Source organism: Candidatus Tenderia electrophaga, from assembly GCA_001447805.1.
Classification (GTDB): Bacteria; Pseudomonadota; Gammaproteobacteria; order Tenderiales; family Tenderiaceae; genus Tenderia; species Tenderia electrophaga.
The window spans coordinates 49,310-65,104 of the sequence record CP013099.1 but is presented as its reverse complement, the minus strand read 5'-3'; the positions used below and the strand labels follow the sequence as shown (position 1 = coordinate 65,104).

The window sequence follows — 15,795 nt, the reverse complement described above, 5'->3', positions numbered from 1 at the left end:
CGCTTAGTCCAGCACATATTCACCTCTTACCGAGGCCAGCAAATTGACAACACCCGTCTGCATGTCGATGGTCATACCCTTGGCCGTGGTGACGCCCAAGCCGTCCCGGATGGTGACCTCGGCACCGGTCTCGGCGTATTCGCGCTCGGTGAACAACCATAAGTCGCGGGTCTGCACCTGCATGGCGGACTGCCGCGCCGTGCCCGGCCGCAACATCAGTACGTCGCCTTCCAGCAGCACCGACTCACCGCCTTGGTAGACCCTGGCCAGCGGCGCATCCAGCGTCACCGGCGGCTCAGACTGTTCAGCGTAAACCTCCAGCTGCGGTTGTACCAGTTCAGCATAATCCGTGTCGGCGTAGTGGACCATGGACTGGCCGCGCAGGCGATGTTTGGGCACCCCCTGATCATCCATAGCGGTAATGACGAAATCCGCCAGTGAGTAATCGCTCACCGGCGTCTGCTGCGCCTGCGGCTGAATCGGCCCCTGCCCCTCCTGGCGTTGCATCCACCAGCCCAACAGGGCCAGCAACAACACCATCCAGAGGGTGATATAACGTTTTTTGATCGCCTTAGCCCGCATGTCTCACCGGGATCGCGGCGGCAGGCGCGCTGGAGCGCTTCTGCCCTTTGGGGTAAAAGGCATCGTGGTGCCTGAGTAAAGCGCCGGCCTAGGGACGCGCAGACCCGCCTGATTCCCGCTAGACCCAGGGCGTGAACACTGTGTCATTGCCTGGTCGGTCGACATGCTTGATAGTTCTCCATCCGTTGCAGTCATCTACACCACAGCCCTTGGCCGCCCGCTGAAAAATGCGGGCTAGCCATCGAGGTAATTGGCCATCTGCCCCGCCAGGGTGCCCTGGGCTTCCATGATCAGCTCGCACAGATCGCGCGCCGCGCCGCGACCGCCGCCGCTGGGGGTCTGCCAATGGGCGTGTTTCTTGGCCAGCTCGTGGGCATCCTGCACCGCCACCGCCAAGCCGACTTTGCGCATCACCGGCAGGTCCACCACGTCGTCGCCCACGTAGGCAACCTGGTCGGCGCCGAGCTGCATTTCATCCAGCAACTGCTTGAAGGCCACGCGTTTATCCGCCTGTCCCTGATACACATATTTGATCCCCAGGCCGCTCATGCGATGCTCCACCACGGTGGAGCTGCGACCGGTGATGATGGCGATCTCCACGCCGGTATTGAGTAACATTTTCATACCGTGGCCGTCGCGCGAGTGAAACATCTTGTACTCGTGGCCGTCCTTATCCATGAACAGGCCGCCGTCGGTGAGCACGCCGTCGACATCGAAGACCACCAGTTTAATGCGTGCCGCGCGGGCCATGATGTCTTTCATTGTCCGTCCTCTCCTGCCAAGCCTTACACCACACCGGCACGCAACAGATCGTGCATATTAAGCGCGCCCACCAAGTGCTGCCGTTCGTCGACCACCAATAGGGCGTTGATCTTGTGGGTTTCCATCAGGCGCAGGGCCTCGGCGGCCAGCTCGTCCGGCCCGACGCTGCGGCCATTGCGGGTCATCAGCTCGCCCACGCGGGCGTGATAGATATCCACCCCTTGATCCACGGCGCGGCGCAGGTCGCCGTCGGTGAAAATGCCCGCCAGCCGGCCCTGCTTGTCGATCACCGCGGTCATCCCCAGCCCCTTGCGGCTCATCTCCATCAAGGCGTCCACCAGCAGCACGTCGTCATCGACCTGCGGCAGCGCGTCGCCGCTATGCATGATGTCACGAATCAACAGCAACAGTCGCCGCCCCAAACGACCGCCGGGATGGGACCGGGCGAAATCCTCGGCGGTGAAACCGCGCTGTTCCAGCAGGGCCACGGCCAGGGCATCGCCCATCACCAGGGCCACCGTCGTGCTGCAGGTGGGGGCCAAGCCGAGCGGACAGGCTTCCTGTTCGACACTGACGTCGATATGCACATCGGCGGCCTTGCCCAGACTGGAATTCGCATTGCCGGTGAGGGCGATCAGCGGCACCCCCAGGCGCGTGATCAGGGGCAGGATGGTGAGGATTTCATCGGTCTCGCCCGAGTTGGAAAAGGCCATCACCACATCCTTGGGGGTGATCATGCCCAGATCGCCGTGACTGGCCTCGCCGGGATGGACGAAAAACGCGGGGCTGCCGGTGCTGGCCAGCGTCGCGGCGATCTTGCTGCCGATGTGGCCCGACTTGCCCATGCCGATGACCACGATGCGCCCCTCGCAGGCCAGCATCAACTCACAGGCATGGATAAAATTATCGTCGATACGCGCCGTCAGCGCCGCCACGGCGGCGGCCTCGGTCTCCACCACCGCGGTGCCCAGTTGCTTGAGCTTGGCGCCCTCATCCGGGGCGAGTTTAACGGGCTGCTGGTCCGACTTCACAAGATCTCCTTAGGCGGCTGCGGGATAACCCAGCTCGGCCAACTTGGCGGCGATGGCCGCGCGGTCCAAGGCCTCACCGCTGACGCGGACGCGGCCGTCAAGCACATCCACCTCAATGGCTTCGACACCCTCCATGGCACTCAGGCCTTGCTTGATATTGGCGGCGCAGCCGTCGCATTTGACGTTGGCGACATTTAATTCCAGCATTTCCATCCCAACACCCCTCAACTCAGCTTATGGCCGAAAAATATAACATGACCATGTAGGCACCATAAGCCGCCACCAGCAGACCGCCTTCGATACGGCTGATGCGCCCCGGCCCGCGAAAGCCGAAAGACATCACGAACAGGGCCAAGGTCAGGCCGATCATCCAGGGAAAATCACGCATGATCACCTCGGGCAGAAAGGCGTCGGGGGCGATCAGGCCCGGCAGCCCCAGCACGCCGAGCAGATTGAACATATTGGAGCCGATGATATTGCCCAGGGCGAGGTCATGCTCGTTTTTGCGCGCACTCATGAGAGTGGCCATGAGTTCCGGCATGCTGGTACCGATGGCGACGATGGTCAGACCGATCACCAGGTCACTGACACCGAAGGCCTGGGCGATATTCACCGCCCCCCATACCAACAGGCGCGAGGCCAGCAGCATCACGACGATGCCGAACAACAGCCAAAACACAGCCCGCCCGGTGGTCATGGCCGCCGGCATTTCTTCCGTATATTCGTCTTCCAAGGGGTCGCCATTGCGCGACTTCAGGCCCAGGCTCACCACCATGACCAGCATCAGCGCCAAACCACCCATGAGCAGGGCGCCGTCCAGGCGGCCCAGATAGCCGTCGTTCATGAGCACGAAGGCGAACAGAGAGACCGCCAGCAGGATGGGGATCTCGCGCCGCACCGTATCGGATTGCACCGTCAGCGGCACGACCAATGCCGTCACTCCCAATACCAGGGCGATATTCGTGATATTGGAGCCCAGGGCGTTACCGATGGACAGGCCGGTGTTGCCGTCCCAGGCGGCCATGCCCGACACCAGCATCTCCGGCGCCGAGGTACCGAAACCGACAATGGTCAGGCCGATCACCAGCGGCGAGATACCGAAATTGCGCGCTGTGGCCGAGGCCCCCAGCACCGTGCGGTCGGCACTCCAGGCCAGCAACACAAATCCGCCGATCACGGCAATCATGGATAGCAACATATAAAAAAGGCTCTATAAAAATACTCTGATAGATACTCAGGCCTGAAGATAATGGCCCAACAGACCAAGAAAGATGACCGCCCCGACCCAATTATTGTTGCGGAAGGCGCGCATGCACTGCATGCCGTCACGGTGTTTGATCAAGCGCTGTTGATACAGCATCAACAAGGCGGCGGCCAACACGCCCGCATAGTACACCCCGCTCAGCGCCAGACGCTGACCGATAATAATCAGCACGGCCAGCAGCATCAATTGAATTATGGCGATAATGGCGCGATCCGCGTCACCGAACAGGATGGCGGTGGACTTAACGCCAATCTTCAAATCATCGGGCCGGTCCACCATGGCGTAGATGGTGTCGTAGGCGGTGGCCCACAGCACGGTGGCGATCAGCAGCAGCCAGCCGACGATGGGCACCGCACCGGTCTCGGCGGCGAAGGCCATGGGTACGGCCCAACCGAAAGCCAGGCCCAGATAGACCTGGGGCAAATAGGTGTAGCGCTTCATGAAGGGATAACTGGCCGCCAGGGCCGCGCCCACGAAGGACAACACCACCGTGAGCCAATTCAGGGTCAACACCAGCAGGAAGGCGGCCAGTGACAGCAGCGCGAACAACAGCAGCGCCTCTTTGGGCGTCACCAGGCCCACCGCCAGCGGCCGGTTGCGGGTGCGTTCGACAAAGGGATCGAATTCGCGATCGGCATAGTCGTTGATGACACAGCCGGCCGAACGCATCAGGAACACCCCCACCACGAACACCGTCACCACCCACCCATCCGGGCGCCCCTCGCCGGCGATCCATAACGCCCACAGGGTCGGCCACAACAGCAGCAGCGTGCCGATGGGGCGGTCGAGCCGCATCAGCAGCGCATAGCCGCGCAAATGTTGACGATCGAGTTTTAGCACTCAGCCAAACCTTAGTTATGCTTTAATTCTGAAGCACGCCGCCCGCGGCGGCGGTGGCAGAAAGATTTCATTCACCAGCAGCGGCAGGCCGGCCAGGCGGAATACCGAGCGCCGCCCCCACAGCGGCTGGTCAAACCCGGCCTGCTCGGGCACGGCCCAGCGGTGAAACAGTTCGCCCACCTCGATCCTGGCGATTTCCATGGGGCTGCGGCGCATGGACTTATCCCGAAACAGCAGTTCGCCCAACGGCCGCCCACCCAGGTTGGCCAAGCCGCGACCATGCCCCTGCAGCAACGCCAACGGCATCACCGTGCGGGCATAGACCTTGATCACATCACCGCAATACAAATGCACTTGGCGTACCAGGGCCAGGCTGCGCTCATCCATGCCCAGGGGCAGGCGCTCGCACAATAGCGGCCGTTCGTATTGCTGTTTCAACAGCCGTACCCGGAAGCCGCCGCCACAGGCCTGCTTGAGGCGCTTGGTCAGCGACTCACTGTCGAACAGCCATAAGGCCATCTCCGCGGGCAGCCCCGCCGGGCACCTACCATGCCCGAGTCGCCACCTGGGTTCAAGTCCAGCCTTACCTGTGGCAATACGTCTCAAACTCTAGCTCGCATTTACCACCGGGATCGCGGCAACCGGCGCAGGCTTCGCGTTCGTAGACGCCGCGCTAAAGCCCAACACGTCGCTACCGCTAGGCGTTGCGTGAAGCGCACGCACACGCGCGCGAACACCGGCCCGAACCGGGATAGGCCACGGGCGGGAACAGCATGTCATTGTCTGATCGATCGACATTCTTGATGGTTCTTCATCCGTTGCAGTCATCGACACCACAGCCGTTGGTCGCCCGGTGAGAAATGCGGGCCCGCCTGTCGAGAAACGGTATCAAACATCGCCATAGCGTTGGCGGTCGCCCAGCCAGCGCTGAATCAGGGGCGCTACGTGCTGCGGCCAGCGTTGCAATAAGGCAGTCGCCAGGCGCGCCACGTCCGGCAGCAGGTCCCGATCGCGCTCCAGATCGGCGACGCGCAGCCGCAGCATGCCGCTCTGGCGCGTGCCCAACAGCTCACCGGGGCCGCGCAGCGCCAGATCGCGGCGCGCGATCTCGAAGCCGTCGTTGGTCTCGCGCAGCGCCGCCAGGCGCGCCCGGCCCTGTTGCGAAAGGGGCTTATGATACATCAAAACGCAGCTGCTACTGACGCTGCCGCGCCCTACCCGGCCGCGCAATTGATGCAGTTGGGCCAGACCCAGGCGTTCGGCGTTTTCGATAATCATCAGACTGGCGTTGGGCACGTCCACCCCCACCTCGATCACCGTGGTGGCCACCAGCAGCTGCAGCTCGCCGGCCTTGAAACCGGCCATCACACGCGCTTTCTCGGCCGCTTTCATGCGGCCATGCACCAGGCCGATGCGCAGCTCCGGCAGGGCCTCGGTTAGCAGGGCGGCGGTGTCTTCCGCCGCCTGACACTGCAATGCCTCCGATTCCTCGATCAGGGTGCAGACCCAGTAGGCCTGGCGCCGCTCCCCGACACAGGCGCGATGCACCCGCGCCACCACTTCGTCGCGGCGTTCGTCGCAGATGGCCACGGTCTCCACCGGGGTGCGGCCGGGCGGCAGTTCGTCGATGACGGAGCTGTCCAGGTCGGCGTAGGCGGTCATGGCCAGGGTGCGCGGGATGGGGGTGGCGGTCATGATCAGCTGGTGCGGCACACTGCCGTTGCGGCTGCCCTTTTCGCGCAGGGCCAGACGCTGGTGCACGCCGAAGCGGTGCTGTTCGTCGACGATCACCAGGCCGAGACGATCGAACATCACCTCGTCCTGGAACAGGGCGTGGGTGCCTACCGCCAGGGCCGCTTTGCCCTCGGCCAACAGCGCCAGGTTCTCGCGGCGCTGCTTGGCCCCCGACTTGCCGCTGAGCCAGGCCGACGTCAAGCCCAACGGTTCCAGCCAGGCGGTAAAATTGCGGCGGTGCTGCTCGGCCAGCAGCTCAGTGGGCGCCATCACCGCCACCTGGTAACCGGCCTCGATGGCCTGCGCCGCCGCGGCGGCGGCCACCACGGTCTTGCCCGAGCCCACATCGCCTTGCACCAGACGCTGCATGGGATGAGGCCGGGCCAGGTCGGCATCGATTTCTTGCATCACCCGTGTTTGGGCGCCGGTCAAGGCAAAGGGCAAGGCGTCGATGAGGCGTTGCCGCAAGTGTCCCGGCGGCGCCAGCGGCGGCGCGCTGTATTGCTGCACTTTGTGACGCAGCTGGCGTAGGCTGAGATGCTGGGCCAGCAGCTCCTCCAGCGCCAGACGCTGCCGGGCCGGATGTTCGCCCTCCAGCAGCTCGGCCACCGGCGTGTGCGGCGCGGGTTGGTGCATCTCGAGCAAGGCGTGCCGCAAGCTCGGCAGGTGGTATTCCTCAAGCAACTCGGGCGGCAGGTGATCCGCCACCCGGCCCTGACGCAGTAGCTGCAGGGCCTGTTCAATCAATTGGCGCAGGCTCTTCTGGGCCATGCCTTCGGTGGTGGGATAAATCGGGGTCAGGTGCGCTTCCATCGGCGCCTGCGCCTCGGCATCGATAAGGTGATATTCCGGATGCACCATTTCCAGCATGGCCGGTCCGCGACGCACCTCGCCGTAACAACGCAGGCGCTTACCCCGCGCCAAGGCGGCCCGCTGACTGGCATTGAAATGAAAAAAGCGCAGCAACAGGCTGCCGCTGCCGTCGCCAAGGCGGCACAACAGGGAACGGCGCTTGCCGAACTTGATGTCGTCGGCCTGAATCTCGCCCTCGACAACCGCCTCTTCGCCCGGCCGCAGGGCGCCGATGGGAACGACGCGGGTGCGGTCCTGATAACGATAGGGCAGGTGGAACAGCAGATCCTCCACGCGGCGCAGGCCCAGCTTCTCCAGGCGCTCGGCGACACGCGGGCCGACGCCCTTGAGCGTAGTAAGCGGTGCGGAGAGAGTCATCTTGAAAAATTTTCAAGCACACAGGCCACCAAGGATCACAAAGAAAAAAGAATATGAGGCTGGGCAGTGGTGACGATCAACACCCGCCTCTACATATTACGCTTCGTATCCCATCGTGCTCTTTGTGGCTGAACAAATATTCAGTCGCCCAGCTCCAGAACGGCGTCCATTTCCACCGCCGCCCCCTTGGGCAGGGCGGCCACACCGAGGGCGGCGCGGGCGGGATAGGGTTCCTGAAAATAATCCGCCATGACCTGGTTCACCAGGGCGAAATGAGCCAGGTCGGTAAGAAAGATATTGAGCTTGGCCACATCCTGCAGTGAACCGCCGGCGGCCTCGGCCACGGCCTGCAGGTTGTCGAAGACGCGCCGGATCTGCACCTCCATGTCGCCCTCCACCAGCTCCATGGTCTGCGGCACCAGCGGGATCTGGCCGGACAAATACACGGTGGTGCCCACCTTGACTGCCTGCGAATAGGGGCCGATGGCCTGCGGGGCTTGCTCGGTTTGAATAATTTCACGCGTCATTGCTGTTCTCTCTGTTGCATTGAAATTGCTCCCTGCGTTGTAACGCAATCCGGACCGCTAGGCAAACCGCTCAGCCGCGCGAACGCAGTACCCGCAATACCGGCTCGATGGTGCGGATCTTGCGCATCAGATTGGCCAGGTGCTGGCGACTATGAACCTCCACCACCATGGTCATGGTGCTGTGACGGCCGTCGCGCTCTTCCATGTTGACGTTGTCGATGTTGCCCCCCATCTCGGCGATGGCCGCCGCCACCGTGGCCAGCACGCCGCGCTGGTTGATCACCTCGACCCGGATCTCCACCGGAAAGTCGCCCTTGACCTCGTCCTCCCACTGGGTCTCGATCCATTTTTCCGGCAGCTTGCGGTATTCGGCGACATTCTTGCAGGTCTCGGTGTGGATCACGATGCCGCGCCCGGAGGTGACGAAACCGACGATGGGATCGCCCGGAATGGGACGGCAGCAACGGGCGAAATTGACCACCATACCCTCGGTGCCCTTGATCATCAGCGGCCGCGCCGTATCGGTCTTCTCACCCCACAACCAGGACGGCATGTAACGCGACAGCGCCTTCTTCAAGCGCCGCCGACTCTCCACGCCGTCGTCATCGCCGTCCTGTTTGGGCATCAGGCGCCGCGCCACCAGCACCGCCATGCGGTTACCCAGCCCCACATCCTCAAGCAGCTGGTCCAGGGCTTCCAGTTTCAGTTCGCCCAGCAGGGCCGCCACCCGCTGCGCCGGCAACTGCGCCACCGAGGTGGAATAACCGGCCAGTTCGTTGTTGAGCAGGCGCTCACCCAACTGCACCGCCTCGTCGCGCTTGAGGTTTTTCAGATAACTGCGGATATTGGCGCGCGCCTTGCCGGTAACGACGAAGTTGAGCCAGGCCGGATTGGGACTGGCGTTGCCGGCGGTGATCACCTCCACGGTCTGGCCGTTCATCAGCGGGGTGCGCAGCGGCGCCAGTTTGCGGTCGATCTTGGCGGCGACACAGCGATTGCCGATGGCGGTATGCACCGCATAGGCGAAATCCACCGGCGTGGAGCCGCGCTTGAGCACCATGATCTCGCCCTTGGGGGTGAACACATAGACCTCGCGGGGAAACAGGTCGATCTTGACGTTTTCGAGAAACTCCAGCGAATCCCCGGCGTTTTGCTGCATCTCCAGCACGTTGCGCATCCACTCGCGCACCCGGGCATGGGTGCCGTAGCCGCTGCCCTCGCCGGTCTTGTAGAGCCAATGGGCGGCGACGCCGGCCTCGGCCACTTTTTCCATCTCGGCGGTACGGATCTGCACCTCCACCGGCACGCCGAAGGGACCGAACAACACGGTATGCAGGGACTGGTAACCGTTGGCCTTGGGGATGGCGATGTAGTCCTTGAACTTGCCCGGCACCGGCTTATAGAGGTTGTGCACGGCGCCCAGCACGCGGTAGGCCATGTCCACCGAGTCGACGATGATGCGAAAGGCGTAAACGTCGTGCACCTCGGAAAACGGCAGACCCTTGCGGCGCATCTTTTGATAGATGCTGTAGATGTGCTTTTCGCGGCCGTGCACCCGGCCGCTCAAGCCCTCCTGCTCCAGGCGCTCGCCGATGGCGCACTCGATCTTTTCCACGATCTCGCGGCGGTTGCCGCGCGCCTTTTTGATGGCCTCCACCAGGACGCGGTGACGCTCGGGATAGAGGGCGGCGAAACCCAGGTCCTCCAGCTCCAGGCGCATGGCGTTGAGGCCCAGACGGTTGGCGATGGGGACGTAGATGTCCAGCGTCTCGCGGGCGATGCGGCGGCGCTTGTCCGGGCGCATGTAGCCCAGGGTGCGCATGTTGTGCAGGCGGTCGGTGAGTTTGATGAGCATGACACGCAGGTCGCGCACCATGGCCATGAGCATCTTGCGCATGCTCTCGGCTTCGGCCTCGGCCTTGGATTCGAAGTTGATCTTGGTCAGCTTGGTGACGCCGTCCACCAGCTCGGCCACGTCGTTGCCGAAGATGGTGCCGATCTCCTCCTTGGCCACCGGGGTATCCTCAATGACGTCGTGCAGGATGGCGGCGATGAGGGTCTCGGTATCGAAACGCATCTGCGCCATGAGGGTGGCCACGGCCAGAGGATGGGTGATGTAGAGTTCGCCCGACTTGCGCTTTTGCTCCTTATGCGAAGCGGCGCCAAACAAAAAAGCCCGATGCACCAGGTCGACCTGCTCGGGCTCAAGATAGTTGTCGATTTCGGAACGGAGCCCGTCGAAAAGGGGCTCCAGGCTGTCTTGCGTGGAAACTAAGTCTTTACTCTCTGCAGACTCGGATGTACTCAAACGCCGGCTTCCTCAGTTCAGGACGCGTCGCCCCCCTCCTCGGCAACCTGAGTGGTCTCGGCCAGAATCTCGGCATCAGGGGCGGCGACCGCGGCCTCTTCCTCGGCCGGCGCTTCCAGCATTTCCGGCGTGACCAAATCTTCGGCGATCTCGCGCAGGGCGACCACGGTGGGCTTGTCGTTCTCCAGCGGCACCAGGGCTTCCTTGCCGTTGGCGATCTGCCGGGCACGCTTGGTGGCCACCAGCACCAGCTCAAAGCGGTTATCGACGTGGTCCAGACAATCTTCGACAGTTACTCGTGCCATGTTGCTTAACTCCAGTTAGATATTAATTGGCAAACCGGGGATTATACAGCAATTCCCCCCTTATTCATTCAACAGCTTCATTCAACAGCGCGTCGATCAGGGCGCCCTGACGGGCGCGCTGCACCTCGACCCGCTGGCGCCGGGCGCGCACGATGGCACTCACGTCCAGCAGCGCCTCGGCGAAGTCATCATTAATGACCACATAGTCGTATTCGTGGAAATGGCTCATATCGGTGACGGCGTCGCGGAAGCGGCGCTGGATCACCGCCTCACTGTCCTGACCGCGGCCGCGCAGACGCTGCATCAGGGTCTCACGCGAGGGCGGCAGGATAAACACCCCGACACAGCCCGGCATCCTGGGCCGCACCTGCTGCGCCCCCTGCCAGTCGATCTCCAGGATCACATCGATACCTTCACGCAGCTGCTGTTCTACCCACTCGCGCGAGGTACCGTAAAAATTATCGAATACCTGGGCGTGCTCCAGAAAGACGTCTTCGTCCACCATACGCTCGAAGACGGCGGGATCGACGAAATTATAATTGACGCCGTCCACCTCGCCGGGGCGCATGGGCCGCGTGGTGTGGGAGACCGATACGCGGATATCCTCGATGGCGTCCACCAGCGCCTTCACCAGGCTGGTCTTGCCCGCGCCGGAGGGGGCGGAGATGATGTAAAGCGTGCCCGAGTAGGGCGCCTGTCCGTCATGCGCACTCATTAAAAGTCACTACCTTTTCTATTCTATGTTCTGCACTTGCTCGCGGATCTGCTCGATCAGCACCTTGAGATCGACCGAAATGCGGGTAACTTCAGCATCGACCGATTTGGACGCCAGGGTATTGGCCTCGCGGTTCAGCTCCTGCATCAGGAAATCGAGCCGACGTCCCACCGGCTCTTCACGCTCGAGAATGTGACGCACTTCCTGCACATGACCGCTGAGGCGGTCCACCTCCTCGTCCACGTCCATCTTCTGCGCCATCAGGGCGATTTCCTGCTCCAGGCGGCCCGGATCGAGCTGCTCCTTCAGTTCGCCGAGGCGCTGTTCCAGCTTTTGGCGCAGGGCCAGGCGCAGATCGGGCAGGCGCTCGCGCACCTGTTGCACCCGCTCATCGAGGATCGCGCAACGCTGCTCGATCAAGGCCTTGAGCTTGTCCCCTTCGCGCGCGCGGCTGTCGACCATGTCATCCAGGGTGTCGTCAAGCAAGTCCAGGGCCGCCTGGTAGAGGGGCTCCAGGTCCGGTTCCTGGCGCTGAATCACACCGGGCAGATTGATCACGTCGACGGGATTGATGCGCGCCGGATTGCTCAGTCGGTGCGACACCTCGTCCAATGCCTTGGAAAGGCGTTTCACCGCCTCCAGGTCGATGGCCACATCGGCACTCTCGGCGGCGGCACTTTGAAACCGCAAACTGCATTCTACCTTGCCGCGTTTGAGACGCTGGCCGACCCGTTCGCGCACCTTCAGCTCCAGACCGCGCAGTTCGTCGGGCAGACGCAGGCTGACATCCAGATAGCGGTGATTCACCGAACGCAGCTCCCAGCGCAAACTGCCGAAATCGGTGGCCTGTTCGCGACGGGCGAAAGAGGTCATGCTCAGAATCATGGGGATACTCCACAGTGCGAGGCCGTTATGGTAACCGGGATAGGACGGCGGCACAAAACAAGCGCACTCTGCCCACACGGCCGCGGCACATGTCGACATTTTTTACAGCCAGGCCTTCGACAGCGCCGGTCGCCCCAGACCAACCGTCAACAAATCAATCTGTTAGCCCCTTTGGCATAGCTCGTGCTTAACAGTTTGTTAATCACTGGCCTCGCGGTTATTAGGAAGAGAAGACAGCGCTGCGCTCCGGTTTAACAACCGATTGTGCAAACCGTGACGGGTAACAACCAACAATAAATAACAATAAGAACAGCGTCGACCAAGTATCGGCGCCATCTATAGACCGCGCCTTCGAGCGCGGTTTTTTTTGCCCCGGGAAACTCGGCGGACACCTCAAGCAGCCGAATCCGCTATAATCCGGCCCCATTCCTATCCCGCAATGAAGTTAAAGGAGTTCCCATGCGCCCCAGCGGCCGTTCCCCCGATCAACTACGCCACATCAAGCTCACCCGCAATTTCACCAAACATGCCGAGGGCTCAGTATTGGTGGAATTCGGCGACACCCAGGTGATCTGCACCGCCTCGGTGGAAGATCGCGCGCCGCGCTGGCTCAAGGGCAAAGGCCAGGGCTGGGTAACGGCGGAATACGGCATGCTGCCGCGCTCCACCGGCTCGCGCATGCGCCGTGAGGCCCAGGCCGGCCAGGGCGGCCGCACCATGGAGATCCAGCGTCTGATCGGCCGTTCGCTGCGCGCCGTGGTGGATCTGGAGGCCCTGGGCGAGCGTGTCATCACGCTGGACTGCGACGTCATCCAGGCCGACGGCGGCACCCGCACCGCCTCCATCACCGGCGGCTATGTGGCCCTGGCCGATGCGGTGCAGCACCTGCTGGACAAAAGGCTCATCAAGCGCAATCCGCTTTACGGCCAGGTCGCCTCGGTGTCGGTGGGCATCTACAACGGCACCCCGGTCCTGGACCTGGACTATGCCGAGGACTCCAACGCCGAAACCGATATGAACGTGGTCATGAACGAGGCCGGCGCCTTCATCGAGGTACAGGGCACCGCCGAGGGTCACGCCTTCCGCCGCGACGAATTGGACGCCATGCTGGTGCTGGCGGAACGGGGTATCGGCGAGCTGATCGAGGCGCAGACCGAGGCCTTGCGGGGCTAAGACGAATGGGCAACCGGATACAGCGGAGCGCGGACACTATTGTAGCTTCCCCCTTTGCCAAAGGGGGGGTAGGGGGGATTTCTGCCACGCCCATCAAATCCCCCCTCGCCCCCCTTTTGCAAAGGAGGGAACTGATTGGCGCCACGCCTGACCTCCCTCTTTTTCAACAAAGAGGGCTGATGGGCACCATACCTGGCCTCCCCTTTTTTCGACAGAGAGGGCTGATTGGCACCACAGCTGACCTCCCCCTTTGCAAAAGGGGGATTGAGGGGGATTTAACGACGACAACAGCAGACCTTACCGGCTTATTCAAGCGGCGGCAGGATGAAATCTCCCCTGTACAAAAAGGGGGACAGTCATGACCCAACGCATCGTGCTGGCCACCGGCAACCCGGGTAAGGTGCGCGAATTGGGCGCCCTGCTGGCCGAGCTGGATATGGAGATCCTGCCGCAGTCGGCGTTCGACGTGCCCGAGGCGCAGGAAACCGGGCTGACGTTTGTCGAGAACGCCATCCTCAAGGCGCGCAATGCCGCCGCCCACACCGGCTTGCCGGCCATCGCCGACGATTCGGGGCTGGAGGTGGATTGGCTCAAGGGCGCACCGGGCATCTATTCATCCCGCTTTGCCGGCCCCGGGGCATCGGATGGTGACAACGTGGACAAGCTACTGGCCGCCTTGCAAGGTGTGCCGGATGCGGAACGCACGGCGCGCTTCCAGTGTCTATTGGTGTTCCTGACGCATGACCAGGACCCGACGCCGCTGATCTGCCAGGGCAGCTGGGAAGGGCGTATCCTGCCGGCACCGAGAGGTGACGGCGGCTTCGGTTACGATCCGGTCTTTTATGTGCCCAGCCACGACTGCGCCTCGGCCGAGCTGGCGCCGGACGTAAAGAACCAACTGAGTCATCGCGCTCAGGCGCTGCGCAAGCTGGTCGAGGCGATGAAAAACATTTGAACCGCAAAGGACGCAAAGTCTTTTCTTTGCGTGCCTTTGCGGTTAAACAGGTTTTATGACTATGAAAGCACCAGAGTTATTGGCCCCCGCCGGCACCCTCAAGAACATGCGCTACGCCTACGCCTACGGCGCCGACGCCGTGTATGCCGGCCAGCCGCGCTACAGTCTGCGGGCGCGCAACAACGACTTCGATCTAAACAATCTGGAGATCGGCATCAACGAGGCCCACGCCCAAGGCAAGAAGTTGTTCGTCGCCTCCAACCTGCTGCCGCACAACGCCAAGGTGGACACCTATCTGAAAGACATGGCGCCGGTGATCGCCATGCAACCGGACGCCCTGATCATGGCCGACCCGGGCCTGATCATGCTGGTGCGCGAGCAATGGCCCGAGATGCCCATTCATCTATCCGTGCAGGCCAACACCGTCAACTACGCCGCGGTGAAGTTCTGGCAATCCATGGGCCTGGAGCGCATCATCCTGTCGCGCGAACTCTCCCTGGACGAGATCGAGGATATTCGCCAGCGCTGTCCGGATATGGAGTTGGAGGTGTTCGTCCACGGCGCGCTATGCATCGCTTATTCAGGTCGTTGCCTACTGTCCGGCTATTTCAACCACCGCGACCCGAACCAGGGCACCTGCACCAATGCCTGCCGCTGGGAGTACGGCATGAAGACGGCCGAGGAAGACGACGCCGGCGATATTCAAAAGATCGACTTCGATCCCTTCAAAGCCATGAACCAATCGGGGCTGTCCGATTGCGGCGAACTGAAACGTCATCCGCTGGCCGATCGCGCCTACCTGATCGAAGAGAAGAATCGACCCGGCGAATACATGCCCATCTTCGAGGACGAGCACGGCACTTACATCATGAATTCGAAAGACCTGCGCGCGGTGGAGCATGTGGAACGGCTGGCCCGCATCGGCATCGACTCGCTCAAGATCGAGGGGCGCACCAAGTCACACTATTATGTCGCGCGCACGGCCCAGATCTACCGCCAGGCCATTGACGACGCCGTCGCCGGCCGCCCGTTCCAACCCGAACTACTGGGTGTGCTGGAAAACCTGGCCAATCGCGGTTACACCGACGGCTTTTATAAACGTCATCACACCGCCGAACACCAGAACTATATGACCGGCTATTCCAAGAGCAACCGGCAACAATTCTGCGGCGAGATCACCGGCTACGACCACGAGCGCAAGATGATGCAGGTGGATGTCAAAAACAAATTCGCCGTCGGCGACGAATTGGAGATCATCCTCCCCGCCGGCAATCGCCGCATCAAACTCGAACATATGGAAGACTTATTCAAGCAACCCATGGAGGTCGCCCCCGGCGGCGGCTATCAAGTCAAAATCCCGTGGCCGGATGAAGATGTCAACTTGGGGCTGGTGACACGCCAACTGCCCCCCGGCTAAACCCTAGTCGCAAGCCGCCACCCTTCCTCCCCATACGCTTTTCCTTGCGGGGCGACACGCTTGTGCT

At 62.3% G+C, this 15,795-nt stretch carries 17 protein-coding genes; 4 read left to right on the top strand and 13 right to left on the bottom strand.

The genetic code is table 11. The annotated features are described in order from the left end of the window. Positions 1–3 precede the first annotated feature (3 nt). The 13 genes from Tel_00310 to Tel_00250 form a co-directional block, all read right to left on the bottom strand. On the bottom strand, positions 4–582 hold the full coding sequence (locus tag Tel_00310) for a hypothetical protein (GenBank protein ID ALP51705.1): 579 nt from the start codon (positions 580–582) through the stop codon (positions 4–6). A gap of 234 nt (positions 583–816) precedes the next feature. Next, entirely contained in the window at positions 817–1,344 is a 528-nt protein-coding gene (locus Tel_00305) for a hypothetical protein (GenBank protein ID ALP51704.1), read from the bottom strand. A 23-nt stretch (positions 1,345–1,367) separates the two neighbouring features. After that, positions 1,368–2,375, bottom strand: a complete 1,008-nt coding sequence (locus Tel_00300) for a D-arabinose 5-phosphate isomerase (GenBank protein ID ALP51703.1) — start codon at positions 2,373–2,375, stop codon at positions 1,368–1,370. 9 nt (positions 2,376–2,384) lie between these two features. Further along, entirely contained in the window at positions 2,385–2,588 is a 204-nt protein-coding gene (locus Tel_00295) for a hypothetical protein (GenBank protein ID ALP51702.1), read from the bottom strand. A 16-nt stretch (positions 2,589–2,604) separates the two neighbouring features. After that, positions 2,605–3,573, bottom strand: a complete 969-nt coding sequence (locus Tel_00290) for a calcium:proton antiporter (protein ALP51701.1) — start codon at positions 3,571–3,573, stop codon at positions 2,605–2,607. 36 nt (positions 3,574–3,609) lie between these two features. After that, positions 3,610–4,434 carry a 4-hydroxybenzoate octaprenyltransferase gene (ubiA, locus tag Tel_00285; protein ALP54671.1) on the bottom strand — a complete coding sequence of 275 codons (825 nt, stop codon included), beginning with the start codon at positions 4,432–4,434 and terminating at the stop codon, positions 3,610–3,612. Positions 4,435–4,494: 60 nt separating this feature from the next. Continuing rightward, a complete protein-coding gene (locus Tel_00280) occupies positions 4,495–4,998 on the bottom strand; it encodes a hypothetical protein (GenBank protein ID ALP51700.1) in 504 nt (167 codons plus the stop codon). 369 nt (positions 4,999–5,367) lie between these two features. After that, positions 5,368–7,443, bottom strand: coding sequence for an ATP-dependent DNA helicase RecG (locus Tel_00275; protein ID ALP51699.1), 2,076 nt, complete (start codon positions 7,441–7,443; stop codon positions 5,368–5,370). Between the two features lie 140 nt (positions 7,444–7,583). Then, complete coding sequence (locus Tel_00270; protein ID ALP51698.1) at positions 7,584–7,970, bottom strand: reactive intermediate/imine deaminase; 387 nt, start codon at positions 7,968–7,970, stop codon at positions 7,584–7,586. A gap of 70 nt (positions 7,971–8,040) precedes the next feature. Next, positions 8,041–10,224: a (p)ppGpp synthetase gene (locus tag Tel_00265; protein ALP54670.1), complete on the bottom strand. Its 2,184-nt coding sequence runs from the start codon at positions 10,222–10,224 to the stop codon at positions 8,041–8,043. Positions 10,225–10,295: 71 nt separating this feature from the next. Continuing rightward, positions 10,296–10,583, bottom strand: coding sequence for a DNA-directed RNA polymerase subunit omega (locus Tel_00260; GenBank protein ALP51697.1), 288 nt, complete (start codon positions 10,581–10,583; stop codon positions 10,296–10,298). Positions 10,584–10,647: 64 nt separating this feature from the next. Further along, positions 10,648–11,298: a guanylate kinase gene (gene gmk / locus Tel_00255; protein ALP51696.1), complete on the bottom strand. Its 651-nt coding sequence runs from the start codon at positions 11,296–11,298 to the stop codon at positions 10,648–10,650. A gap of 18 nt (positions 11,299–11,316) precedes the next feature. Beyond that, entirely contained in the window at positions 11,317–12,183 is an 867-nt protein-coding gene (locus tag Tel_00250; GenBank protein ID ALP51695.1) for a hypothetical protein, read from the bottom strand. A 459-nt stretch (positions 12,184–12,642) separates the two neighbouring features. Here Tel_00250 and rph point away from each other — a divergent pair, with 459 nt between their 5' ends. The 4 genes from rph (at position 12,643) to Tel_00230 (ending at position 15,728) form a co-directional block, all read left to right on the top strand. After that, positions 12,643–13,356 (top strand): ribonuclease PH, encoded by a 714-nt coding sequence (rph, locus tag Tel_00245; protein ID ALP51694.1) that lies wholly within the window; start codon positions 12,643–12,645, stop codon positions 13,354–13,356. A gap of 5 nt (positions 13,357–13,361) precedes the next feature. Beyond that, positions 13,362–13,718, top strand: a complete 357-nt coding sequence (locus Tel_00240) for a hypothetical protein (protein ALP51693.1) — start codon at positions 13,362–13,364, stop codon at positions 13,716–13,718. Continuing rightward, a complete protein-coding gene (locus Tel_00235; protein ALP51692.1) occupies positions 13,715–14,311 on the top strand; it encodes a non-canonical purine NTP pyrophosphatase in 597 nt (198 codons plus the stop codon). Before Tel_00240 ends, Tel_00235 begins: the two co-directional genes overlap by 4 nt. 61 nt (positions 14,312–14,372) lie before the next feature. Further along, positions 14,373–15,728, top strand: a complete 1,356-nt coding sequence (locus Tel_00230) for a protease (protein ID ALP51691.1) — start codon at positions 14,373–14,375, stop codon at positions 15,726–15,728. Positions 15,729–15,795 lie beyond the last annotated feature (67 nt).